Here is a 24,677-nt window from a genome sequence, read left to right as displayed (position 1 = left end):
CGCCAGCATGGATCGCAGCACGATCGGATCCCTTCAAGGCTGATGCCCACCCCCCTGCTGGACGCAGCACTTCTGCCGTTGTTCGCCCCCTACTGCGGCGGACTCGGGCGTCAGTCACTGATCGAGGAGGCACTGCGACAGCTGGCTCTGGGGCAATTTCAAGGCAAGCGGCCTCTGCGCGGCGGCGGCACCCATCCCTTCGTGCTCCGCTGGCAGGCGGAGCCGGCCCCTCTGGAACCGGCCCGCTGCACACTCACATTCACTGAGCAATTCAGTCCCGATGGGCAGCCGATCACCTACTCCTTCAACATCCCCACCCATCAGCTGCTGTCGTTGCTGATGGAACGGGAGGGTGAGGTGCTGCCGGCCAATTTCTGGCGCTGGCTGCTGATCGGGCAGGGCACTCCGTCAGGAACCGCCTGAAGCACGATGACTAAATTGACCACCAATCCTCTGGTCAGCGAGGCCATTTCATGCCCACCCCCCTGCTGATCGGCTCCTGTGAACCCTTCAGCGGCAAATCGGCCGTGGTTCTGGGGCTGGCCAGGCAGCTGCTGCACCTGGGGGCGGTCATCCGCTTCGGCAAGCCCCTGGCCACCACCCCCGAACCGGGAGCCACGGGGATCGATGCCGACGTCCGCTTCATTGCCCAAACCCTGCACCTCGACGACGACCATCTGCTGCCATCGCTGGCTGTCCTCGATCCGGACAATGCCCGCGACCGGCTGATGCGCGGCGATCTCTCCAGTGATCCGGCCCTGGAGCAGCTGCACCAGACCCTGATCGGATTCGGAGACGGCCTGGCCCTTCTGGAAGCCGCCGGCAGCCTGAGCGAAGGGATGCTGTATGGCCTGAGCCTGCCCCAGCTTGCGGAAGGGCTTGATGCTTCCGTGGTGCTTGTGCATCTCTGGGCCGACAGCAGCAGCGTCGATCCGCTGCTGCAGGCCAGGGAGCTGCTCGGCGAGCGCTTGGCCGGCGTTGTGCTGAACGCCGTGTCCCTGGAGGCGGTGGCGCGGGTCCGCGAAGACGTGCAACCGGCCCTGGAGCGTCTGGGCATGCCGGTCTACGGGGTGATGCCGCGCAGTCCGCTGCTGCGCAGCGTCACCGTGGAGGAGCTGGGCCGGCGCCTGGAAGCCGACGTGCTCTGCTGCCGCGATCGCCTCGACCTGCTGGTGGAAACACTCTCGATCGGAGCGATGAACGTGAATTCCGCCATGGAATTCTTTCGGCGTCGCCGCAATATGGCCGTGGTGACAGGGGCAGACCGCACCGACATCCAGCTGGCGGCGCTGGAGGCCAGCACCCAGTGCCTCATCTTGACCGGGGCCGGAGATCCCCTGCCGCAGCTGATCAACCGTGCCGAGGAACTGGAGGTGCCTCTGCTCAAGGTAGAGCATGACACCCTCACCACCGTGGAAGTGATCGAGCGAGCATTCGGACATGTGCGGTTGCATGAGTCCGTCAAGGCCACCTATGCCGTGCGCCTCGTGGAAGAGCACTGCGATTTCAGCCAGCTGTTCGAGAGACTGCAATTGCCAGCGGCGTTGTAGCCGGATCCCGGAACCCTCCGGAACGCTGCTAGTTTCACCCCAACCACTGCGGCGATTAGCACCTGGTGACCCGGTCCCTTGATCTGCCGGCCATGGACCGGATCGACACGCTGGCCCAGGAGCTGGCCATGCTCCAGGACCGCAGCAAGCGGCGTATCGCCATCCTCGGCAGCCGCCATGTGCCTGTGGTCTCGGTGCACCTGGTGGAGGTGGTAGCCCGCTCCCTGGCCCAGGAGGGTCACAACCTGATCACCTCTGGAGCCCAGGGTGTCAACGCCGCCGTGATCCGCAGCGTGCTGGAGGTGGATGCTTCCCGCCTCACGGTGCTGCTGCCCCAGAGTCTCGATCGCCAGCCCGTCGAATCACGCGAGCAACTGGATCGGGTGCTGCACTTGGTCGAGAAGCCCGAGCACGATGAGCTGCCCCTGCCGATGGCGAGCAGTCTCTGCAACCAGGACATCATCACCCGCTGCGATCAGCTGATCTGCTACGCCTTCCACGACAGCGAAACCCTGCTGGCCAGCTGCCGGGTCGCCGAGGACATGGGCAAGGTGGTGAGCCTGTTGTTCTTCGACTGAGGAGCCTTCCGGTTCAGCGCGGCAGGATCTGCAGCCGATTGCCCTCGCGGCCCATCACGGTCACCTGTTGGCCCGCCTCAAGGAGCCGCTCCGGCTCGAGGCTCTCAGCTGCCCAGCTCTGACCGTTCCAGCGCACCCGCCCCTGGCCCTGCCGGTCAAAGCCAGTGATCACCTCGGCAGTCTCCTGCCCCGCCTGTTGTGGCAGGGCCCGCCTACGCCGCTGGTGCGACCACCGCCACAGCAGGGTGTATCCAGCTCCGGCCAGAATCGCAGCCAGCAGGCCCTGCAAGGCAGGAGCCAGGGGCACCAGGGCGGTGATGATCGAGAGGAGCAGGGCCACCACGGCCCCCACCAGCCAACCGTCGAATTCGGCGCCGACCAGCTCCAGCAGCAGCAGGCCGCCGGCAATGGCAAGCCAGATCAGAGAGGCCAAGGGCGGGTTGTCGCTGCTCTCATCCTGCCTAGGTTGGAGCCACTGCGGCAGCGACCCGATGGAAGCCTTGCTCTCCCTTCCCGCCATGGCCCTGCTGGCGGTCCTCGGCATCAGCAGCGTCAAGATCACCAGCGGCGGCCGCTCGATGCTGGTGGAACGCCTGGGCAAGTACGACCGCCAGCTCACGCCGGGCCTCTCCTTCGTGATGCCGATGGTGGAGAAGGTGGTGAGCCACGAATCGCTCAAGGAGCGGGTGCTGGACATCCCGCCGCAGCAGTGCATCACCCGCGACAACGTCTCGATCGAGGTGGATGCGGTGGTGTATTGGCAACTGCTCGAGCATGCCCGCGCCTACTACGGCGTCGACAACCTCCAGGCGGCCATGGTCAACCTGGTGCTGACCCAGATCCGCGCTGAGATGGGCAAGCTCGACCTCGACCAGACCTTCACCACCCGCCAGGAGGTGAACGAGGCGCTGCTCAAGGAACTCGATACCGCCACCGATCCCTGGGGCGTCAAGGTGACCCGGGTCGAGATGCGCGACATCGTGCCCTCCCAGGGGGTGCAGCAGGCGATGGAGAAACAGATGACCGCCGAGCGGGAAAAGCGGGCGGCGATCCTGCGCTCCGAGGGGGAGCGAGAAGCCCAGCTCAACGGCGCCAAGGGCCGCGCCGATGCCCTCGTGCTCGACGCCGAAGCGAAGAAGACGGCGCTGGTGATGGAGGCCGAAGCCCAGGCGAATCAGCAGAAAGTGCTGGCTGCGGCCCGGGCCGCAGCAGCCATGGAACTGGCCCGGGTGATCGAGACCCATCCAGCCGCAGCCGAAAGCCTGCGGCTGTTGCTGGCCAAGGATTGGATGGCCATGGGGCAGGAAATGGCCCGGGCCGAAGGCGGCTCGGTGTTGATGGTGGATCCCCAGAGCCCCGCCTCCCTGCTCGCCGCCCTCAAGGACCTGCAAGATCACAAGAGCTGATCACCCATGGGGCGGACTCCCGCCCGATCAGCCGGCCAGCACCCCCTGGAGGCCGGCCAGATACAGCAGCGCGGTGCAGAGCAGGCCGCTGATCCAGCAGAGGCTGCGCAGGGGCGGCAGATCGGCGAGGTAGGCGCCGATGTATAGCAAGCGCGCAGCCGGATGCAGCCAGGCCGCCAGGGCGATCCAGGGGACGGCCGCCTGTACCGACGGGGCGTGGATCAGGCAGAGCAGGCAGGCCGGCGCATGCAGGCCGAAGGCCTCAAAGCTGTTCTGATGGGCCCACTGGGCCCGCTTCCCCCAGGCCGGCAACCGCTCGAACATCGCCCGCGGCGCCGAGAGATCCGCCAGGCTGAAATCGGCCTGGCTGCGGCCGGCAGCGAGGGGAATCAGGCTGGCGATCACCACGGCACCCGCCAGCACCAGCGACCAGGCGAAGGCGGCGCCCGGCGCAGCAGCCGAAAGCGGAGGGAGCAGCAGGGCAAGCGCGAAGGGCGGCATCAGCTGAGGGCCTGAGAAACGAAAGCCGTTCTAAGCCTCGACTCCTTTCACCTTCCCAAGGCAGGGCAGACGCCCAGGAGCTTCAGCGCGACTCCGGCGGGCGGGTGGCCCGGGCCTCCCGCATCAACTGCGAGGGCTTGACATGGAACCGCTGCTGAAAATCGACGCTGAACAGGCTGAGCGAGCGATAGCCGCACTGGGTGGCGATCTGAGCCACCGAATCACCAGGCGCAGGATTCTGCAGACAACGGCGCGCCTGATCCAACCGCTGGTTGCGGATCCACTGGGTTGCCGTACATCCCAACCGCTCCTTGAAGGCATATTGCAGAGCGCGCCTGGAGTAATGGCTATACGACTCCAGCATCGTGAGATTGAGCGGCTGGGCAAGGTTGAACTTGATATAGTCGAGCAACTCATCAAACGTATCGCGGCCCTGCCGATCCTTCTGGTTGAGCCGATCCAGAGGGCTGTCCAGAAGCAAGTCCGGCAGCATTATCGCCGCCATCAGCCGGTAGATCCGTTCATCCACCTGCAGGCGTTCAATCAACACCGGACTGGCATCAACCAGCTGATTGACCAGGCTGATCTCCTGGCGAACCAGGGCCTGAAGCGGTGGCCCGTCGCTGTCGGCGGAGAGCTTCCTGCACTGACTCTGCTGCATCAAGTCCTTCCAGGCCGCTGGACAATGCTGAAGCCCTCCCATGACCATGGCCGTCCTCAGGAGTCGTTCCGGCCGCAGGTGACACAGCAGGGCGCTGACCGCTGTGGTGTCGCAGCAATAGGCGGCGCCATTGAGAATCAGGCAGTCATCCGCCTGACAGGACCACTCATGGGACTCCTGGCGGACCCGTTGCTCCCCTCCATAGCCCAGCACAACGGTGAGTCCATCGTGCTCCTGCGTTTGCAGATGACAGGGGGGAAGGATGCCAGCCACCAGCGCAACGCCACCGAACGACGACTCGAATCCGTAGTGCCACCACGGCACGGAAGCGGAGGCGGCTTCGAGCTGCTGCAGTGGCACCACCGTGCTGATCAACTCGGCACTGCGGGCGATGTCCTCAATCCGCAGCAACCTGGCCTGAAAGGGATTGGTAAGACCGGCGGCCTGGGGGTGCGGCTCGAATGGGTGCGGGATCGAGGTGGCCACGCTAAGGGCTGACCAGCGCAATTCCGCAGGCTGATCGGATGGCAGATCGGCTGATCGCGAGTTGGTTCATCGATGCCACCGCCGTTTTCGACAGTCAGAAAACGCTAATGGATCGAAGCCAAAGGACCGACCGTCCGCTGAACAGCAACTTGCACATCACCAACGATTTTGCATGGTTCTGATAAAAACTGGTGGCAGTGCCGCTGGCCCCTGGATCCTGGCCTCTTTCGCCAGCCGATGCATCACCGATCCAGAGATCTAGGCTGAAGTTGATCAGCGGCTCTCCTTTGCACATGGCGTGCTCCTCCAGCGCGGTGCGCCAAGAATGAGAACCTTCCAGGGCATGACGATCACCCGGGTGGTAGGCATCGGAACCTCGGCCGGGGGCCTGGCGGCCTTGACGGATCTGGTCAGCCAGCTGACGGCCGGCGGACGACAGGCCTATGTGGTGGCTCAGCACCTTGATCCCGACCACCACAGCCACCTGCTCGAGCTGCTGGCCCGGACCAGCCGTTTGCCCGTGGTCCTGGCTCGCGATGGGGCACCGCTGCAGCCCGATGTGATCGCCATCGTTCCGCCCAACCACGACGTCACGGTCGTGGCGAACCGCCTCAGTCTTCAGGCGCCGGCTCCTCGCTACGGTCCAGCCCCCAGCATCGACCTGCTGTTGGCCTCGATCGCCAGGGAGTGGGGTGCCAACGGAGTGGCCGTGGTGCTGTCCGGCACCGGCAGCGATGGCGCCTTCGGGCTGCGCTCGGTCAAGGAAGCGGGCGGACTCACCCTGGCCCAGAGCCCGGCAGAGGCGAAGTTCGGCGCCATGCCGCGGGCAGCCATCACCCTCGGCGGCGCTGTGCTGGTGCTGGAGGCGGGCGCGATCGGGCAGCATCTGGCCGGACTGAACAGCCTCACCCCAGCGGCAGCCGAGGAGGCCCCAGCGCCTGGCTCCGGCCTGCCGGCCACCCCGATCGGCTTGTCCGCGCTGATCGAGCCCTTGCAGCGCGCCACCGGTCTGGATGCGTCCCATTACACCGAGGCGTCGCTGCGCCGCCAGGTGGAACGACGCATGGCGACCCACCAGCTCAGCGACCTGGAGGCCTACATGCCCCTGCTGGAGGGTGACCCTGAAGAGGCCCAGGCACTGGCCCAGACCCTGCTGGCGTCAGGTACCTCCTTCTTTCGCGATCCCCAGGCCTTTTCGGCCCTGAGACGGCTCCTGCTCGATGGCCTCTCCAGGCGCCCGGCACCGCATTTCCTGCGCGTCTGGGTGCCGGGCTGCGCCAGCGGCGAAGAGGCCTATTCGATCGCCATGTTGATCAGTGAGCTGCTCGGCCATCCCCACGATCTGGCTGCCCAGCTGAAGATCTTCGCCACGGATCTCAGTGAGCAGAGCCTGTCGATCGCCCGCCTCGGAGTGTATCCAGATGCCGCAGTGGCTGGGATTCCAGCGGAATTACGCCAGCGCTTCCTGATGGATCGGGGAGCCGAACACGTGATCTGTGAATCATTGCGGACCTGCATGGTCTTCGCCCGCCACGACATGGGCAAGGACCCACCATTTCCGCGGCTCGATCTGATCGCCTGCCGCAACACGCTGATCGATTTCACCGCACCCGTTCAGGAACGGGTGCTGGCCCTGTTCAGTTTTGCCCTGGTGCCCGGAGGACTGTTGTTCCTCGGCCATGCGGACGCCCTCGGAAGCCGCATCAGCGGTTTCCATGTGGCTGATGGGGAACAGAACCTGTACCACCGCTCCGGCGACACGCTCGCGCGCCAGCCCCTGCCGCCTGGTCCTGCCGCGGGCCGGCAGGGGCTCGCTGCAGCTCCGACCCGTTCGATCACCGTGCTGCGAGAGACCATCCCCGAGCAGCACATGGCCCTGCTTGAGGTGCTGATCCGTGCCTTCTGCCAGCCCAGCCTCGTGCTGGATGAACGGCACGATCTGGTGGAAGTGATCGGCGACATCACCCCCTACTGCCGCCTGCCGGAAGGGCGACTCACGACAGCCGCCCAATCGTTTCTCCGGCCCGAACTGCGCAGCGAGGCCAGGGCCCTGTTTCTGCTGACCCCCGCCGTCAACACCACCGCACGCAGTACCGCCGTACATCTGGAAGACCTCGACCAGTGGGTGCGGCTGGAGCTTCGCTGCCTGACGGTGGATGGCCGTTCCATCCTGCTGCTCAGCTTTGTGCCGCAGGGGGAGAAGGAGGCCGGCCTCACCACAACGGCACCACCGGGGGAACGGGATGCCGCCTTCGATCGCGAAATCCAGCGCCTTGAGCGTGAACTGCTGAGCAGTCAGGAGACCCTGCAGCGCTCCTTGATGGAACTGGAGCAGGCGAATGCTGATCTGGAGTCCTTTTCCGAGGAGCTGCAGGCCTCGTCCGAGGAGCTGCAGTCGTCCAACGAGGAGCTGGAGGCCTCCAACGAGGAGATGCAGGTCACCAACCAGGAACTGGCGACGCTGAACCAGACGCTGAGCTGCCGCGGCGAACAGCTGGAGCGGCTCAACGCTGATCTGGAAAACATCCAGAGTTCGCTCAGCCAGGGCATGGTGATCGTCGATCGCCAACTCTGTGTCACCCGCTTCACCCCTCTGGCGGTGCGGGTCTTCGCCTTGATGGCCAGCGATCTCGGCAAGCCGTTGCTGCGCATTCCCACCACCCTGCCGCTGCCGCAGCTGCCGGAGGCCCTGGAGGCGGTGCTGCAGGGCGAACCGCGGCAAAGCCTCGAGGCCAGCAGTGAAGATGTCTCCTACCTGATTCAGGTGCTGCCCTACCAGGATCTGGAAGGTCGACGCCGCGGCGCCATCGTCACCCTCACCGATGTGTCCGAGCTGATGGAGATGAGCCGGGCGGCGGAGGCGGCCCTCAACGAGTTCTCCAGCCTCACTGATGCCCTCGATGCGGTGGTCTGGAAGTGGAATCAGGGCATGAGCGAGCTTCTCTACGTGAGCCAGCGCATCCACTCCCTGACGGGCTGGTCCCCCGCCGAACTCTGTGAACATCCAGAGCGGTTCGTCAAGGCGATCGTGCCGGATGATCGTGGCCGCGTGGAGGCGGCCCGCGACTGGACCCAGGGTCGCTGGACCGTGCGCTACCGCCTCACCACCCGCTCAGGCCGGCCGCTCTGGGTGGTTGAGGCGGGCCGGGTCGTCAAGGACGGCGACGATCGTTTCGTGGTGGGCACGCTCACCGAGGTGACGCCTGGCCTCGGCCTCGGGGAGCGAGCGGAGGCGGCCTAACAAGGCCTGCAAGCCCTACAAGACCTGAAGCATGGAGTACAGGAAACGGCGGCAAGCGTCGAGATAACTATCGAAGAGGTGCTTGTTTGACGTAAAGGTGCAGCCCACGCCAAACAGATGTATCTATCGGCACTTCCGGCGTAATGTGAAACCAAAAGCAGGTGATCCATTCACCGGCTTTCCATACCGGAGGGGCACGTTTCCAACCCGAAAGACCCATGGACTCTGGCCGACTGAAAGAGGGGCGCAAGACGCCGTAAAGCCTGATTGTTCATCTTTCCTTCCAATGTCATACTCTCCGTTGCCTCTTGATTCAGGGTCCGATGGACTCACGGAATATTTGTATTTATTGCGACGAGTTCCGCTGCTCACGGCATCAGAGGAACTTCACCTGGCCGCCATCGTGCAGCAATGGCTGAAGGATCCCCAGCCCACGAAAGCTCTGCGTTGCAGTGCGGAGAGAGCCAGAAACCGGATGGTGTCCGCCAATCTCAGGCTGGTAGTGATGATTGCACGCCGATACAGCAGTCGTCTCGATGGCCTTCATCTGGAAATGCTTGATTTGCTGCAGGCCGGCAACCTGGGCTTGATTGAGGCCGTGGAGCGATTTGATCCGAAACGAGGCTATAAGTTTTCTACCTACGCCTTCTGGTGGATTCGCAAAGCGATCGGCAATTGCTTGAGGGAATCGGGCTCTCCCATCCGCATCCCGGTCCCGATGATCACCCTGGTCAGCCGCGCCCATAGGCTGCAGGCCCGCTCCGATCGGAGCCTCACAACCCGCGAGCTGGCTGCTGCGCTTGATGTGGAGGAGGAGCGGCTGGAGGCCTCGCTTCGTGCCGTTCGGCACAGCCGCATGACCTCCCTGCATCAGCCGATTGCCGGCGCAACAGACGATCTCTGCCTCATCGATGCGATTGCCGATGAGCGTGTTCCGGTGCTGGAAGAGGATTACCGGTGGTTGCGGGAACAGGTGGATGCACTGGATCACCGGGAGCGCCGTCTTCTGAGCTTGCGATATGCCGAACCGGATGGTCGCTCCCTGAGCTCCACCGCAGAGATGATGGGGCTGACCAAAGGTGTGGTTCAGAATCTGGAGCGGCAGACCTTTCGGAAGCTGCGCCGTTGTCTGGCGCCGGTTCTTGATCCCTGCACGGCCTGAGCCATGACTGCGCAACTGGGTCCTGCCAATGCTGCCAGGATCATTCAAGTCGATGTCGATCAGCCCTACCGCGCCATCGTCGAGCAGATGGGCCATGGCGTGCTCACCCTCTCCAGTTCCGGTGCGGTGCACTACGCCAATCAGGCTCTGGCAGACCTGATCGGCCATGCCCGTGAGACCCTTTGCGGGCAACCCTTCACCGCGCTGACGCCCTCCAGCCAATGGCCCACGGTCGATCGCCTGCGGCAGGTGTCTCCAGGCCGCACCGAACAGGCCGAGCTGGTGCTGCTGCATCGCAACGGGGAGCCCGTTCTCACCCTGATGAGCAGCAGCGGCCTCCGCAATGGTGACCTCGAGACCCAGTGTCTGGTTGCCACCGATCTGAGCGGCCTGGCTCCAGTACACCTCGATCGGGGCAGTGAGACCTACCGACACCGACTGTTGACCGAGGCGCTCTCGGCGTTTCTGGTGGAAATCGACGCAGACCGCTGCATCCGCTGGATCACCCCCTCGGTGCGATCCCTGCTCGGCTGGACCTCCCATCAACTGCTGGGTGGCAGCCTCGCTGAACTCCTGCCGGACGTCGATCTCCTGCCGGACTTCAATCCCGCCCAGGCCTTCGCCCTCTGCCCGGATCAGCAGAGTGTGCTGCGCCTTCGGGCCAGCGATGGCACCGACCGATGGATGCGCTGCCTCTGCTGGCCCCTGGCCGGCGAGGGACGTGCCTGCTGTGGCTGGATTCTTGCCTTTCAGGATGGGGCCGCCGCAGAGCGGATCAACGGCGACAGCTCCCATCGACGGGCACCACAGGGGGAGGCCGGCATCGGCAGCGATCGCCTCACAGGCCTGATGAACCGCACGGCTCTCGTGCAACGGTTGAGCCAGCTGGATCATTCCCGCTGGCGCCGCTGCCAGCCCGTGGGGCTGGCCTGCTGGGATCTCGATGCGTTCAGGCTCCTGAACCAGAGCTATGGCCGCGAGGCCGGCGATCAGGTGCTGCGCTCCCTTGCCGATCGCCTGCGCCGGCTGGTGCTGCCCAGCGATCTGATGGCCCGTCTGGGCGGCGATCAGCTGGTGGCGGTCTTCGCCGGCATGGGCAGCCTCGAGGAAGTGGTGCAACTGGCCGAATCGATCCGCAGGGTTCTGGCACTGCCGCTGCCGGTGAGCGGCCACTGGATCCGGCCACGGCTCAGCGTGGGGGTGACCCTCGAGCAGCCGGGCGACTGCCCCGAAGATCTGCTCAGCCGCACCTGCCGAGCCCTGCGCCAGGCCAAGTCCCAGGGCGGGAATCGGGGCTTTCCCGTGGCAGTGCCGCCGCTGCAGGCTGCCCATCCGGATCTGGCCAGCTGCTGCTGAGCCGCCAGACACATACGATTTGCTTCAGGCCTTCACTCTCTGCGCGAATGAGCTCCTACTCCTTCGATGTCGTGTCCGATTTCGATCGCCAGGAGCTGGTGAACGCCATAGATCAGGTGCGCCGCGAGGTGATCCAGCGCTACGACCTCAAGGACTCCGGCACCGAAATCGAGCTGGAGGAGACCAGCCTGGTGATCACCACCGCCAGCGAGATGACCCTGCAGGCGGTGGAAGACGTGCTGCGCCAGAAGGCGACCAAACGGGATCTTTCGCTCAAGATCTTCGATTTCCAGACTCCCGAACCGGCCGGTGGCAACCGGGTGCGGCAAGTGGTGACCCTCCGCAAGGGTCTGAGCCCGGAGCTGGCCAAATCGCTGAGCAAGAAAGTGCGTGACACCATCAAGAAGGTCACTGTGGCGATCCAGGGCGAAAGCCTGCGGATCACCGGCAAGAACAAGGATGACCTGCAGCAGGTGATCGCTCTGCTCAGGAGCGAAGATCTGGAGGTGCCGCTCCAGTTCGAGAACTACCGCTGAACTGAAACCGCTGAACTGAAAACACTGAGCCCAGGCCGCGCCAGGACCCTGAGGCGCCAGCGGCTTTCTTAAGATAATCGTTAGAAACGTCCAGGCGCAGACGGGCCCCATACCTTGAAGAGTCGGAACGTTGCGGCACGATGCGCGGACTCGCCCTGCTGCGGAAGTTACGGCTGAGCTGGTTCCTGCTCAGCCATGGCCTGGGCAGTGCCCATGATTTTGTGGATGTGCTCTACCGCATCTATTTGAATCACAGCAAGATCATCCATTTTCGTGATGGATTTCCTGTTTATTCCCTCTCCACCCCGGCACTGTTCAGCCGCCCGGCCCATCACTTCATTGCCCGCACGCTCTACCGCGGCATCCAGAATCGCAACATCCCCAATCTGATGAGTCTCGCCGTCACCGACGGCTGCAACGCTCGCTGCAGCCACTGCAGCTTTTATCAGGGCGTCGAGGAAGCCGGGCGCCCGCTGCTGAGCCTTGAGCAGACCCGGGAGCTGATCCGTCAGGCCCAGGAGCTGGGCGTTTCGATCATCAACCTGGTGGGCGGTGAACCGCTGCAGCGACCCGATCTGAGCGAGATCATCCGCAGCGTCGACAAGGATCTCTCCACCGTGCTGCTGTTCACCAATGGCTGGCATCTGGCGGAGCAGGCGGTGGCCCTACGCCGCGCCGGCCTCGACAGCGTCTACGTGAGCCTTGATGCCGCCGATGCGGCTCGCCATGACCAGCGCCGGGGCCTGCCGGGGCTGTTCGTGCGGGCCCTGCAGGGGCTGCGGGCGGCGTGCCGGCAGGGATTGTCGGTGGGCATCTCGGCCACCCTCACCCCGGAGGACTATGCCGCCGGCGAACTGGAGCGGCTGGTGGAGCTGGCCCGCCGGGTCGGTGCCCACGAAGTGCTGGTCTTCGATGCGCTGCCCAGCGGTCGGTTGCAGCACCGCGATGATCTGGTGGATCGCGAGGGCCATGCCGGTGGCGACGACTGGGTGGAGCGGATGATCCGCTCGGCCGATGGCTGGAATGCGGATCCGCGCTATCCCGGCGTGGTGTTTTCGGCTTACATCAGCAGCCACCGCAGTGTGGGCTGCGCCTGCGGCACGAGTTACTTCTATCTATCCCCCTATGGCGATGTGATGTCGTGTGATTTCAACCACGCCATCTTCGGCAATGCCGTGCAGGAACCGCTCTGGCGGGTCTGGCAGCGCCTCAGCGACGATCCAGATTTCCAGCGGGCCAAGTGGGGCGGCTGCAAGGTGAAGGATTCCGGGTTTCGCGCCAAACCCACCGTGCGGGGCGGGGCGGCCACCACTGTTCCATCGATTGCTCCATCACTTGTTCCATCGGTTGCTCCCTCGCCAGATCAGACCGTGTCTGCCGGAAGTGCCGCTGAGCCTTCACCATGGCCCTGACCCCCCTGCTGCTCACTGCCTGTGCGGTGGATCGCAGCCTCACCGGTGCCTCCTTCAGCTTTGTGGCCGCCGTGATCCTGCTCGGCCTGGCGGCGCTTGCCTGGCTGGCACGCTTCCGGGATCGGATACCGAGCCGGCTGGGTCTGATGGCCGTGGGGGTGCTGATCTTCGAGCTGTTCACGGCGCCGATGTGGCACAACGCCCACCTGGGCCGCTGGGCCTATCTCTACCAGGATGTCAGCTGGGTTCTGACCTTCGGTTGGAGCGTCTTTTTCCTGCTGGTGGTGGAGATCATCGACCAACTCCGGCCCCGCTGGCGAGCCTGGCGGCGCTTCACCGTGCAGCTGCTGCTGATCACGCTGCTCACCCTGCCCCTGGAAATTCTGGTGGTGCACCTGGGCATCCGCAGCTATGCGCCCGAAGTGCTGGATGCCGTGGTGGGGGGCTTCGTAGCTGGGGTGCCGCTGCAGCTGCTGTTCTACGTGCCCGTGTTCACCTCCCTGGTGCTGTGCTTCTACAAGTACTGGTGCCTGGTGCTGGAAGATCCATTGCTGCTGCCGATGCGGCGGATTCACTGGGGTCGCGGCCTGGGCCTGACCCTGGTGGCGGTGCTGCTGTTTGAAGTGATGGTGGAGCCCATGGTCGACAACCGTGGATTTCCGGCCTGGTCGATGCTCTATCGCGACATCAGTGTGTTGATGAGCGGCCTCTGGATCCTGGTGATCGCCATTACCGCCGCCGTTGTGTCGTCTTCCTTTGCGCACCGTCCGATCGCCCAGAGATTCGTGCTGGCGCTGATGGTGGCCACCTCCATCGCCCTGCCGATCGAATACACCCTCTGGAGCCTGGGGATCCGGGTTTATGGAGCCAGCGCCGTGGCGAACTTCTCGGGATTCACGATTCCGCTGCTGGGGGCTCCGATTGAAATCGCCTTTGCGATTCCCTGTTATCTGGCCCTGATCATCTGCTTCGTTCGCTACTGGGACATCGTGATCGACAACCATCTCTGAACGGCTTGATGCATCCATGACCTCCGCCTCTCCGCCACCGCCGTCACCGCCGTCACTGCCGGGCACCCCATCCCAGCCCCCCGCACCCAGGCGGAAAGCCCCATCGCTACAAGCCGTGCTGTGGCTGCTGCTGCTGGGCCTGCCGGTGCTGCTGATCGGCCTGGTGGTGATGACAGGATCCGTGGGCAATGCCGCAGCACTTCTGTTCGTTTCGGTGGTCTGCACGGCCGGAATCGGCGGGGTGTTCTGGCTTGCCCTGGCCCTGCTGATCGGCTGGATGCTGAATTTGATCCTGCCCGGCCCACTGCGGCGGCCCCTGACCTTGCCCGCGACGGGCAGCGACCCGGTGGTGACGCGGCTCACCACCTATGCCGGCCGTGCCCGGCAGCAGGGCATGGCACCGGAGCGGATCCGTCAGGATCTGGCCCGTGCCGGTTGGAATCCAGTGCAGATCGAGGCGGCCCTGGCCGATTCCCGCCCCGCCGATTCCCACCCAACCGAAACCCAGCCATGACCGGGGTGATCCGATCCCCCCTGGCGCGGCGGTTGTGGCAATACCAGCGGGAGCGTTTTCCCCTGCTGAAGCATGGACCACTGATCCTGGTGTTCAGCGGCGCGGCCGTGGGCTACGGCGCCGCCCTGCAGGCCAGGGCCGCGAGTGTTCCGGCGCTGCTGGCGGGATCGGTGGTGGCCCTGCTGCTGTTTCTGCAGATGCGCATTGCCGATGAATTCAAGGACCTGGACGACGACCGTCGCTGGCGGCCCTACCGGGCGGTGCCGCGCGGGCTGGTGAGCCTGCGGGAGCTGGCCGGGGTGGGGGTAGTGGCTGCGGCCGTGCAGCTGGCCCTGGTGCTGGCGATCGCGCCCACGGCTCTGGGGGCTCTGGCCGTGCTCTGGGGCTACCTGCTGCTGATGTGCGCCGAATTCGGCTGTCGCCGCTGGCTGAAGGCCCACCTGGTGGTCTACGTCTTGAGCCACATGGTGATCGTGCCGCTGCTGGCCCTTCTGCTGATCGGGCTGCAGAGCGGTGCCGTCCAGGGCGGGGCTTTGCCGCCGGTCCCTCTGCTGCTCTATCTGATCACCGCCTATCTGGCCGGACTGGTGATCGAACTCGGTCGCAAGATCCGGGCACCGATCGCCGAAGAGCCGGGGGTCGAGACCTGGAGCGCCCTCTGGGGCCTGCGGCCGGCTCTGACCCTGTGGTGGTGCTGCCTGCTGGCCTCCGGCGGGGCGGCGCTGCTGGCGGCGATGGCTGTCGGCGGTGGCGTGATGGAGATCCAGGCTGGTGCCCTGGTGGCGCTGGTGCTGGTGCCGCTCCTGGTGGTGCTTTGGTTGCGGCTGCGCCGGCTACCGGCCCTGCTTGAAGGTGCCGCTGAGGGGGGCGCCGAACCCCTGGCCCTGGCGACGGCCCTGTGGATCCTGGCCCTCTACCTCAGCCTGGGCTGGCCTGGATGGCTGGTGGGACGGGGTTGAGCATGGAGGTGCATGGCCGCGAGGCCTGGTGGATCCCCCTGGAGCAAGGGCCTGAGGTCACCCCGGAACGGGAGGAGGAGCTGGCAAAACGGCTGGGCGGCAAGGCGGCTGCCCTGCGCCGGCTGGCAGGCCTGGGCCATCCCGTGGGGCCGGCGCTTGTGATCCTGCCGGAGGCCTTCGCCCTGGCCCTGGAACCCGACCACCCCTGCCCCCGCCGCCTGCCCGACTGGCTGGAGGCCGACATGCGCCGGGCCGTGCAGAGTCAGTTGCCCAGCGGAGGTCGGCTGGCGGTGCGGTCTTCTGCGCCTCAGGAAGACGGACGACAGCGCAGCTTTGCGGGGCAATACACCTCCGTGCTGGAGGTGGAGCCAGACGACCTCGCTCGAGCGGTGCTGGCGGTGTGGGCCTCGGCGTTCGAGCCGTCGGTGCGGGCCTACAGCTCGGCAGCAGCCTCCACCCCAGCCCCCTTCACAGCGCCAGCCGTGCTGGTGCAACCGATGCTCCGCCCGCTGGTGGCCGGGGTGGCGTTCAGCGCCGATCCCCTCACCGGCCAGCGGGGCGTGACCGTGATCCAGGCGGTGGCGGGCGTGGCCGCCGATCTGCTGGCGGGAACGGCCGAAGGCGACCTGTACCACCTCAGCTGGGACGACCGGGTCCTGGAGAGTCGCCCCCTCCAGGCCGGCCGCCCCCTGCTGGACAGGGCCCGTCTGCTGGCGGTGCATCACCTGGTACGCCAGGTCGCCCGCGACTGCGGCACCCCCCAGGACGTGGAATGGGCCCTGGAGGCTCCGGAGCACCCAGGGGGGCCGGAGCGCCTCTGGCTGCTGCAGGCCCGACCGATCACCACCCTCGCGCGGGTCGCCGATCCCGACGGTGTCGTGGCGCTGTGGGACAACAGCAACATCGTGGAGAGCTACAGCGGCGTCACCACCCCGCTCACCTTCTCCTTCGCCCGCAAGGCCTACACGGAGGTCTACACCCAGTTCTGTCTGTTCATGGGGGTGCCCGCCAGCCGCGTGCGCCGGCATCGGCGGGTGTTCGCCACCATGATCGGCTTCCTGGAGGGGCGGATCTACTACAACCTCCACAGCTGGTACCGGGTGTTGTCGCTGCTGCCGGGGTATGGGCTCAATGCCGCCTTCCTCGAGCAGATGCTGGGGGTGCAGCAACCACTGGAGACCCGTCAACGGGAGCGGCTGCGGCTGGAGCCACCGGTCCCTCCCCTGCGGGATCTGCTGCGGCTGGTGAGGGCGAGCGGCTCCCTGCTGGGCAACTACCTCACTCTGGAGCGGCGGCGGCGCAACTTTCTGGCCCGGCTGGATCGGGTGCTGCCCGCTGCCCACGAGGCCACGGCGCTGGCGGAAGCCCGGCCGGATCAGCTGGTGGAGCGCTACCGCGCCATCGAAGCGGAGTTGCTCAACCGCTGGGATGCACCCCTGATCAACGACTTCTACGCCATGGTGCTGCACGGCGTACTGGGCCGCCTGCTGGAACGCTGGGGCCTCGATGCGGGCGGGGGCCTGCGCAATGCCTGGATCAGCGAGATCGGATCGGTGATCAGCAGCGAACCGCCCCGTCGCATCGCCGCGATGGCGGCGCTGGTGGTGGAACTGGGCGTGGAGCAGCCTGCTCTGGTGGCCCTGCTGCGGCGCGGCTCCCTGCCGGCCATCCGCCGCGCCCTGGCCAGCGTGCCCGAGCTGGAGGCAGCGTTGAACGATTACCTCGCCGTGTTCGGCGATCGCTGCCTGGAGGAACTCAAGCTCGAGAGCCTCACCCTCCGCGACGATCCCCTGCCCCTGCTGCGCACCCTCGGGGCCGCTGCTGCTGCTGCGGCCGCGATGACGGCGCGAAGCCAACAGGGAACTTCCTCGGGACCGGCCGCTCCACGGGACCAGACTCCGGCTCAAGGCCTGGCCAGGGCTCAGGTTCAGGCCACGGCTCAAGCCACGGACTCGGCACCTCTGCAGTCCGCACGGGTGTTGCGCGGGCCCCAGCGCTGGCTGCTGTTCGAATTACGTCGTCAGCTGCGGCGGCTGGTGGCGAACCGGGAGAACCTGCGCTTCGAGCGCACCCGCGTGTTCGGCCTGGCCCGGCGCCTGCTGCTGGAGCTGGGCCGTCGCCTGGCCGCCCTCGATCGTCTCGACCGCGCCGAGGATGTGTTTTTCCTGGAGGTGGACGAGGTGATGGCGGTGGTGGAGGGCAATGGCACCACCACAGACCTGCGCGGCCTCGTGGCCCTGCGCCGCGCCGAATGGCAGCGGCACGGCCGTCAGCCGCCCCTGCCGCGGCGCTTTGAAACCCGGGGCCTGCCGACGCTCGACCTGCCGCCGCCTCCGAAGCCAGCCTCTCCCCTCAGCGATCCCGGGGATTCGGCCGCAGAACAGGTGGCCGCATCCACCGCTGAATCCGTCTGGCAAGGCACGGCCTGTTCCCCCGGGCGCGTGCGGGGCAAGGTGGCACTGGTGAGCAATCCGCGGGCCTGGCTGGAGGAGCCGGGGGCCACCGCCAACGAACCGCGCATCCTGGTAGCCGCCTGCACCGATCCGGGCTGGGTGCTGCTCTTCCCCCAGGCCTGCGCCCTGCTGGTGGAGCGGGGCAGCGTGCTCTCCCATGTGGCGATCGTGGCGCGGGAACTGGGGCTGCCCATGGTCACCGAGCTGGCCGGCCTCAGCTCCCTGCTGCAGAACGACGACTGGCTGGAGATCGATGGCGGCAGCGGACTGGTCCGCCGCTGCGCTGGCCCCGAAGCCGGCACCTGGTGATGGGGCCAAGGATGTCCCACCTGCTCTATGGCCAGTGCTGGGAGGATGCCGATCGGCTGGTGGAGGCCCTGGCGCCCCTGCAGGGCAGCCGGGTGCTGTCGATCGCCTCGGGCGGCGAGAACAGCCTGGCCCTGCTCGCCGAAGGGGCCAGCCAGGTGGTCGCCATCGACCGCCATCCCGCCCAGATCGCCCTGCTCGCCCTCAAGGCTGCGGCCTACGGCTGCCTGGATCCGGGCGACCTGCTGGTGTTTCTGGGGGCCTGGGAACAGTCTGAGGAGCCAGCGGCCGGAGGGCTGTCACTCGCGGGCCCGCAGTCGTCTTCACCAGCCGTGGGCCTGCATCGGCTGGAGCTCTACCGGCGCTGCCGCGAGCAGCTTGATGCCGCCTCCCTGCGGTTCTGGGACCGGCAGCCGCAGCTGATCGCAGCGGGGGTGCTGCAGGCCGGACGGTTTGAGCGCTACCTGGCCCGTTTCCGCCGCTGGATCGTGCCCCGCCTGGCGGATCCCGACGGCTGGCAGGCGCTGCTGGAGGGGCTGAATGCTGAGGAACGCAGCGCCTGGTTCCAGCGCCGCTGGCAGAGCCGCGGCCAGCGGCTGCTGCTCCATCTGGTGTTCTCGCGTCTCCTGCTGGGCGGACTGGGCACCAGCCCGCAGCAGGTGCTCTACGGCAAGGGCTCCCAGAGCCGGCAGCTGGTGGAGCGCCTGCGCCATGCCCTGATCGCCCTGGATCCCGCCGAGAATCCCTACCTGCACTGGATCCTGAGGGGCCGCTTCGGGGCCCATCTGCCCCGGGCCCTGCGGCCTGAGGTGGTGCCGCTGGTGCGCCGCAACCTGGCGGCGCTCCGCCTGCAGACCACCTCTCTGGAGGCGTACCTGGCCTCGACCCACCCGTCCGAGCGCTTCGATCGGTTCAACCTCAGCAACCTCTTCGACTACCAGTCGCCACTTGCCACGGCGGAGCTGTTGGGCGCCCTGCGCCGCCGTTCGGCCCCAGGTGGCCGCCTGGTCTGCTGGAACCGCCACGCCGACCGCGACTGCCGCCTGGCGCCGCCGGCAAGCTGGCAGGACCAGGCGGACCTGGCAGCGGAGCTGCACCGGCGCGACCGGGTCTTCTTCTACAAGCGCCTGGTGGTGGCGGACGCCAGGATGGACTGGAGCCTGGCCGGGGAGGTCTGCGATCAACGCCGCCGTTCTGCCGCTTGATCCAGGCTCGGCTGCAGCGGCCGGCACCCATCCCCTGGCCGGCAGCCCTCTGCTGGCCGGCGATGAGGCCTGGAGGGTGGTGGTGGATGGGCGGGAGCGGGCCCGCTGCACCCTCTGGTGGAACCACACGCCGACCATCGCCGGTGGGCGGCTGGGAACGATCGGCGCCCTGTCTGGCCGTGGTCCGAGCGCGTTCCAACCCACCGGCGGCGATGCTGTCGCCGCCGATCTCTCCACCGATTTCGCAACCGATCTCACCGCCGCCCGCACCCTGCTCGATCACGCCTGCCAGCGCCTGGAGACGCAGGGCTGCACCCAGGTGCTGGCCCCGATGAACGGCAGCAGCTGGCAGCCCTACCGCTGCCGCGAGCCGATCAGTCCGGCAGCTGCAGCACCTGACCCGCTGGCGGGTTTCGCGGGCGAGCCCCTGCCCGGCCCCGAATGGATCGCGCCCCTGAGCCGCTGCGGTTTCCGCGTGCAACAGCGCTACCACTCCTTTCTCTGCAACGACCTCACCCAGCGGCGGCGGCGCGGCAGGCCCACCCGCCTGGAGACCCTGCGGATCTGCAGAGCCTCGGAGCTCGACGCGACGGCCGGGCTGGCCAAGGTCCAGGCTCTGCTGCCCCAGGTCCACGGCCTGCTGCATCGGGCCTTCCAGCGGCAACCCTGGTTTCTGCCGCTGCCCCTGGACACCTTCTGCCGGCTCCAGCTCCAGAGCGGCGGCCTGGCCAGCATCGATCCCCACAGCAGCCTGCTGGCCTTCGCCGGCGAGCAGCTTGTGGGTCTGCTGCTGGCCCATCCCGCCGATGCCAGCGGCACCACCCTGGTGATCCGCACCCTGGCGGTGCTGCCGGGCCGCCCCTGGGCAGGGCTGGGGAGGCTGCTGCTGGAGCAGGCCCACGCCGCGGCCCAGCAGCGGGGCTTCCGGCAGGTGGTGCATGCCCTGATGCTGGAGAACGGAGCCGGGCAGGCCCTGAGCCGGCACTACGCTCGCCCCCTGAGGAGTTACGTGCTGCTGGGCCGCCGCCTCGGCCCCGGCCCGGGGGAGTGATCGGCATGACGCATCAGCCCGCCTCCGGCTGGCGGTTCTGGATCGACCGGGGTGGCACCTTCACCGATGTGGTGGGCCGCGATCCCCAGGGCCAGCTGCACGTCTCCAAGGTGCTGTCGGTGCAGCCCCACCGCCGGGGCGATCCCGCCGTGCGGGCCCTGAGGCAGATGGCAGAGCTGGCGGAGCAGGCGCCCATCCCCGCCGGCTTGATCGAGGAGGTGCGTCTGGGCACCACCGTGGCCACCAATGCCCTGCTGGAGCGCTGCGGCCAGCCGGCGGTGCTGCTGATCAACCAGGGCCTCAGCGACCTGCCCTGGATCGGAGATCAGCACCGGCCGGATCTGTTCGCGCTGCGGATCGTACGGCCCGAGCCCCTGCTGGAGCGGGTGATCGCCGTGGAGGGTCGGCTCACGGCATCGGGAGCGGAGCTGCGCCCCCTGCAGCTGGATGGACGCCTGGAAGCGGAGCTGCGTGCCGCCTTGGCCGAGGGCATCCGCGGCTGTGCCGTGGCCCTGCTCCACAGCGTGCGCAATCCCGACCACGAAAGGCGGCTGGGGGCCTGGCTGGAGCAGCTCGGCTTCGATCCGGTGGTGCTCTCCCATCGGCTCAGTCCACAGCCCCGGCTGCTGCCTCGCTGCCAGACCAGCCTGGCCGAGGCCAGCATCGCCCCGGTGCTGGGCAGCTATCTGGCCCAGGTGGAGGCGGCCCTGGGCACGGCCACGCGCCTGCGGGTGATGCAGTCGAGCGGGGGCCTGGCCGCGCCACGCCAGCTCCATGCCAAGGACACGATCCTCTCCGGCCCCGCCGGCGGCATGGTGGGTGCCGTGCGCGTGGCCGAGGCGGCGGGGCTGGGATCGAGCCCGATCGTGGGTTTCGACATGGGCGGCACCTCCACCGATGTGTTCCACTTCGATCCCGGCCGTGGCGCCCTGGCCTGGGACCGGAGCGCCGAGACCGAGATCGGCGGCCTGCTGCTGCAGGCGCCCCGGCTGCCGATCCACACGGTGGCCTCCGGTGGCGGGTCGGTGCTCCACTACGACGGCGAGCGGCTGCAGGTGGGGCCCCGCTCGGCGGGCGCCGATCCGGGTCCGGCCTGTTACCGCAACGGCGGCCCCCTCACGGTGACCGACGCCAACCTGCTGCTCGGTCGCCTGCAGGCGACGCACTTTCCGGCGGTGTTCGGCGTCGATGGCGACCAGCCCCCCGATCGGGGCGTGGTCGAGCAGGGGTTTGCGGCTCTGGCGGCCGCCATGGGCGCCGCCTGCATGGGTACGGCCTACACGGCGGAAGCGGTGGCCGAGGGCGCGCTGGCGGTGGCGATCGAGCGGATGGCTGAGGCGATCCGGCGGATCTCGATCCAACGCGGCCACGACATCCGTCAGGCGGTGCTGGTCTGCTACGGCGGCGCCGGCGGTCAGCATGCCTGCCGCCTGGCGGAAGCTCTGGGGGTGCGCCGGGTGCTGCTGCACCCCCTCGCCGGCGTGTTGTCGGCCTATGGCATCGGGCTGGCCGAACAACGGCAGTTGTTGCAGCGGAACCTGCGCCAACCCCTCGATGCCGCCCTGCTCGAGGCACTGCCCGGCCACGCGGAGCAGCTGCTGGCCCAGGGCCGGGCCCGGCTCGAGGCCGCTGGCGATTCCCTCGTGGATCTGGCGGTGGAGGTGCAGCTGGAGCTGCGGCTGCCGGGCAGTGAGCAGGGGCTGCGGCTGAGCTGGCCCAACGACCTGGCCGGGCTGCGGCGCGGCTTCATCGCCGCCCACCAACGGCGCTTCGGCTATGTGCCCGGGAGCTCGGCAGCCTCGACAACACCCCTGGAAGAGCGGGCGGAGGAGGCGAACGCCCCTGATCTGCCCCTGCCTGAACTGCCCCTGATGCCTGAACTGCCCCTGATGGTGGAGCTGCTGGAGCTGGAGGTGGTGAGTGGTCGGGGTTCAGCGAAGCCGGCCAGCGCCGGGCCTGTGGACCGAGATCGAAGCAGCCCAGGCCAGCCTTCAGGCCGGTCCGAAGCCGAGACCAAGTCAGAAACCAAGTTCGAGACCAAGTCCAAAACCAAGTCTGAGATCAAGTCCCAGTCCGGATCCGCGTTCGGGCCCTGGTCCGGGTCTGAGCCAGCAACGCAGCCCCATCCACAACCCGATAAGGACGCAGACACCGCACGGCTGTATCTGCCGGCCCAGGGCTGGTGCCGGGTGCCGCTGCTGCAACGCCACCAGTTGAAGGGCGGCGGTGACCTGAACGGCCCGGCCCTGATCGCCGAGACCACCGGCATGGTGGTGCTCGAACCCGGCTGGTCAGCCCGAGCCCTGGCCGGAGGCGAGCTGCTGCTGCAGGCGATCGCGTCCGCCTCGCCAGCATCCAGCGGTTCAGCAGCCGAGCCCGCCCATCCGGCAGCCCCCACGGCGAAAACCGAGCTCAGGGCAGCTGCCGATCCGGTGCGGCTGGAGCTCTACAACCACCGCTTCGCCGCCATCGCCGAGCAGATGGGGGTGCGCCTGCAGCAGACCAGCCAGTCGGTGAACATCCGCGAGCGGCTCGATTTCTCCTGCGCCCTGTTTGATCACCAGGGGCGGCTGGTGGCCAACGCCCCCCACATCCCGGTGCATCTGGGCTCGATGGGCGCCAGCGTGCTCAGCCTGCTGCGGGCCGTGGCCGCGGGTCGCCTGCCGCCCCTGCGCCCCGGCGATGCGATCGCCAGCAACGACCCCTACGACGGCGGCACCCACCTGCCGGACATCACCGTGGTGACGCCGGTGTTCGCCGGGGCAGCGGGCGGTGCCGCGCCGGTCCTGTTCGTGGCCTGCCGCGGCCACCACGCCGATGTGGGCGGCATCACGCCGGGATCGATGCCGCCCATCAGCCGCAGCATCGGCGAGGAGGGCTTGCTCCTGAGGAACGTGCCGCTGCTGGCCGGCGGCCACTTTGATCGAGCGGCCTGGGAGGAGCGGCTGGGCAGTGCCACACCACCGGTGCGCAACCCCGGTCAGCTGCTGGCCGATCTGCAGGCCCAGGTGGCGGCGAATCAGCTGGGGGTGCGGGAGCTGCAGAGCCTGATCGAGCGGGAGGGGCTGCAGGAGGTGCAGGCCTACCTGGGGCATGTGCAGGCCAACGCCGCGGCGGCGGTGCGCCGCCTGCTGGAGAGCCTGCAGGGCGGACAGCACAGGGTCGAACTCGATCACGGCGGCCAGATTCAGGTGGCGGTTCGGGTCGATCGGCAGGCCCGCCGGGCCGTAGTGGATTTCAGCGGCACCTCCCCCCAGCAGCCCGACAATGCCAACGCGCCCCTGGCCGTGACCCGGGCCGTGGTGCTCTACGTGTTCCGCTGCCTGGTGGGGGAGGAGATTCCGCTCAACGAGGGTTGCTTCGAGCCCCTGGAGATCGTGGTGCCACCGGGATGCCTGCTCCATCCGCAGCCGCCCGCGGCGGTGGTGGCCGGCAATGTGGAAACCTCCCAGGCGGTGGCCAATGCCCTGTTCGGCGCCCTGGGCGTGATGGCAGCAGCGCAGGGAACGATGAACAACCTCAGCTTCGGCAACGACCGCTGCCAGTACTACGAAACCATCTGTGGCGGCACCGGTGCCGGCATCGATCGTCAGGGGCGGGGCTTCGCCGGAGCGGCGGCGGTGCAGAGCCACATGACCAACTCGCGCCTCACCGATCCGGAAATCCTGGAAGACCGCTACCCGGTGCTGCTGGAGCGCTTTGCGATCCGCCGCGGCAGCGGGGGTGCCGGCCACTGGCCCGGCGGGGATGGGGTGGTGCGCGACCTGCGCTTCCTGGAGCCGATGACCGTGTCGCTGCTGAGCGGCTCGCGGCGGGTGCCACCCTTCGGCCTGGCGGGCGGACAGCCGGGCCTGTGCGGCACCGATCGGTTGCGGCGCGCCGATGGGAGCCTGGAGGCCGTGGCCGGTTGCGCTGAGCTTGCCGTGGAGCCCGGCGATCGGCTGGTGGTGGAAACTCCGGGCGGCGGCGGCTTTGGCGCCATGGAGCAGGGAGACGTCTGATGCACCGCTCACCCGGGCCCTCCCCCCATCACCATCTCCGAGAGGGCAACCGCCGAGCCCAGCTCCGAGGCGGCATTCGCCCTTCGACTGGCGTTCTGGCAGCGGCAGGCGTCCTGGCCCTTCTGGGCCAGCCAATCGGCTCGGCCTCAGCCCTTGAACAATCGACTCGGCTCGCCGCTGCCGTTCCGGGCCCGCCCCAGCCGGCCGCCGCCGATCTGCAGGAGCGACGGCAGCGCTTCTATCCGCTCTGGTCGCCGCGGGGGGTGGTGGCCAGCCAGGACCGCCTCGC

20 protein-coding genes are annotated in these 24,677 nt (G+C 67.6%); 17 read left to right on the top strand and 3 right to left on the bottom strand.

Annotation, left to right across the window (positions count from 1 at the left end; translation table 11 throughout):
• Nucleotides 1-42 precede the first annotated feature (42 nt).
• The 3 genes from ebsA (at nt 43) to VB716_RS07990 (ending at nt 2,128) form a co-directional block, all read left to right on the top strand.
• Nucleotides 43-423, top strand: a complete 381-nt coding sequence (gene ebsA, locus VB716_RS08000; RefSeq protein ID WP_197170459.1) for a type IV pilus biogenesis protein EbsA — start codon at nt 43-45, stop codon at nt 421-423.
• A gap of 50 nt (nt 424-473) precedes the next feature.
• A complete protein-coding gene (locus tag VB716_RS07995) occupies nt 474-1,550 on the top strand; it encodes a phosphotransacetylase family protein (RefSeq protein ID WP_197170460.1) in 1,077 nt (358 codons plus the stop codon).
• A gap of 65 nt (nt 1,551-1,615) precedes the next feature.
• The gene (locus tag VB716_RS07990) at nt 1,616-2,128 is read left to right on the top strand and encodes a DNA recombination-mediator protein A (protein ID WP_197156386.1); all 513 of its coding nucleotides are present in this window, start codon (nt 1,616-1,618) and stop codon (nt 2,126-2,128) included.
• 13 nt (nt 2,129-2,141) lie between these two features.
• Here VB716_RS07990 and VB716_RS07985 read toward each other — a convergent pair whose 3' ends face one another.
• Nucleotides 2,142-2,561 carry an NfeD family protein gene (locus tag VB716_RS07985; protein WP_231597958.1) on the bottom strand — a complete coding sequence of 140 codons (420 nt, stop codon included), beginning with the start codon at nt 2,559-2,561 and terminating at the stop codon, nt 2,142-2,144.
• 58 nt (nt 2,562-2,619) lie between these two features.
• Here VB716_RS07985 and VB716_RS07980 point away from each other — a divergent pair, with 58 nt between their 5' ends.
• Nucleotides 2,620-3,534: an SPFH domain-containing protein gene (locus tag VB716_RS07980; protein ID WP_323270193.1), complete on the top strand. Its 915-nt coding sequence runs from the start codon at nt 2,620-2,622 to the stop codon at nt 3,532-3,534.
• A 27-nt stretch (nt 3,535-3,561) separates the two neighbouring features.
• Here the strand turns inward: VB716_RS07980 and VB716_RS07975 are convergent, their stop codons facing one another.
• Nucleotides 3,562-4,035: an MAPEG family protein gene (locus tag VB716_RS07975; RefSeq protein WP_323270192.1), complete on the bottom strand. Its 474-nt coding sequence runs from the start codon at nt 4,033-4,035 to the stop codon at nt 3,562-3,564.
• 82 nt (nt 4,036-4,117) lie between these two features.
• On the bottom strand, nt 4,118-5,182 hold the full coding sequence (locus VB716_RS07970; RefSeq protein WP_323270191.1) for an AraC family transcriptional regulator: 1,065 nt from the start codon (nt 5,180-5,182) through the stop codon (nt 4,118-4,120).
• Between the two features lie 343 nt (nt 5,183-5,525).
• Between VB716_RS07970 and VB716_RS07965 the strand changes: the two genes are divergently transcribed.
• The 13 genes from VB716_RS07965 to VB716_RS07905 form a co-directional block, all read left to right on the top strand.
• Entirely contained in the window at nt 5,526-8,423 is a 2,898-nt protein-coding gene (locus VB716_RS07965; RefSeq protein ID WP_323270190.1) for a chemotaxis protein CheB, read from the top strand.
• Between the two features lie 286 nt (nt 8,424-8,709).
• Nucleotides 8,710-9,585: a sigma-70 family RNA polymerase sigma factor gene (locus VB716_RS07960; RefSeq protein ID WP_323270253.1), complete on the top strand. Its 876-nt coding sequence runs from the start codon at nt 8,710-8,712 to the stop codon at nt 9,583-9,585.
• A 3-nt stretch (nt 9,586-9,588) separates the two neighbouring features.
• Nucleotides 9,589-10,941, top strand: coding sequence for a diguanylate cyclase domain-containing protein (locus tag VB716_RS07955; protein ID WP_197156405.1), 1,353 nt, complete (start codon nt 9,589-9,591; stop codon nt 10,939-10,941).
• A gap of 47 nt (nt 10,942-10,988) precedes the next feature.
• Nucleotides 10,989-11,477, top strand: coding sequence for a YajQ family cyclic di-GMP-binding protein (locus VB716_RS07950; RefSeq protein WP_197156407.1), 489 nt, complete (start codon nt 10,989-10,991; stop codon nt 11,475-11,477).
• A 140-nt stretch (nt 11,478-11,617) separates the two neighbouring features.
• Nucleotides 11,618-12,889 (top strand): radical SAM protein, encoded by a 1,272-nt coding sequence (locus tag VB716_RS07945; protein WP_323270189.1) that lies wholly within the window; start codon nt 11,618-11,620, stop codon nt 12,887-12,889.
• Nucleotides 12,880-13,899 (top strand): hypothetical protein, encoded by a 1,020-nt coding sequence (locus VB716_RS07940; RefSeq protein WP_323270188.1) that lies wholly within the window; start codon nt 12,880-12,882, stop codon nt 13,897-13,899. The genes VB716_RS07945 and VB716_RS07940 overlap by 10 nt, the downstream gene beginning before the upstream one ends.
• Nucleotides 13,900-13,915: 16 nt before the next feature.
• On the top strand, nt 13,916-14,413 hold the full coding sequence (locus VB716_RS07935; RefSeq protein WP_323270187.1) for a hypothetical protein: 498 nt from the start codon (nt 13,916-13,918) through the stop codon (nt 14,411-14,413).
• Nucleotides 14,410-15,372: a hypothetical protein gene (locus VB716_RS07930; protein ID WP_323270186.1), complete on the top strand. Its 963-nt coding sequence runs from the start codon at nt 14,410-14,412 to the stop codon at nt 15,370-15,372. The genes VB716_RS07935 and VB716_RS07930 overlap by 4 nt, the downstream gene beginning before the upstream one ends.
• 2 nt (nt 15,373-15,374) lie before the next feature.
• Entirely contained in the window at nt 15,375-18,134 is a 2,760-nt protein-coding gene (locus VB716_RS07925; protein WP_323270185.1) for a PEP/pyruvate-binding domain-containing protein, read from the top strand.
• A gap of 11 nt (nt 18,135-18,145) precedes the next feature.
• A complete protein-coding gene (locus VB716_RS07920) occupies nt 18,146-19,336 on the top strand; it encodes a DUF3419 family protein (protein ID WP_323270184.1) in 1,191 nt (396 codons plus the stop codon).
• Nucleotides 19,337-19,412: 76 nt separating this feature from the next.
• Nucleotides 19,413-20,387, top strand: coding sequence for a GNAT family N-acetyltransferase (locus VB716_RS07915; protein ID WP_323270183.1), 975 nt, complete (start codon nt 19,413-19,415; stop codon nt 20,385-20,387).
• A 5-nt stretch (nt 20,388-20,392) separates the two neighbouring features.
• Nucleotides 20,393-24,388: a hydantoinase B/oxoprolinase family protein gene (locus VB716_RS07910; RefSeq protein ID WP_323270182.1), complete on the top strand. Its 3,996-nt coding sequence runs from the start codon at nt 20,393-20,395 to the stop codon at nt 24,386-24,388.
• Nucleotides 24,388-24,677 (top strand): hypothetical protein (locus VB716_RS07905; protein ID WP_323270181.1); only part of this gene is annotated, 290 nt, incomplete at its 3' end. The genes VB716_RS07910 and VB716_RS07905, both read left to right, overlap by 1 nt.

Source organism: Synechococcus sp. CCY9201 (genome assembly GCF_034931105.1).
Taxonomy (GTDB): domain Bacteria; phylum Cyanobacteriota; class Cyanobacteriia; order PCC-6307; family Cyanobiaceae; genus CBW1002.
The sequence above is the reverse complement of the archived record's forward strand: the minus strand, read 5'-3'. Positions and strand labels throughout refer to the sequence as shown.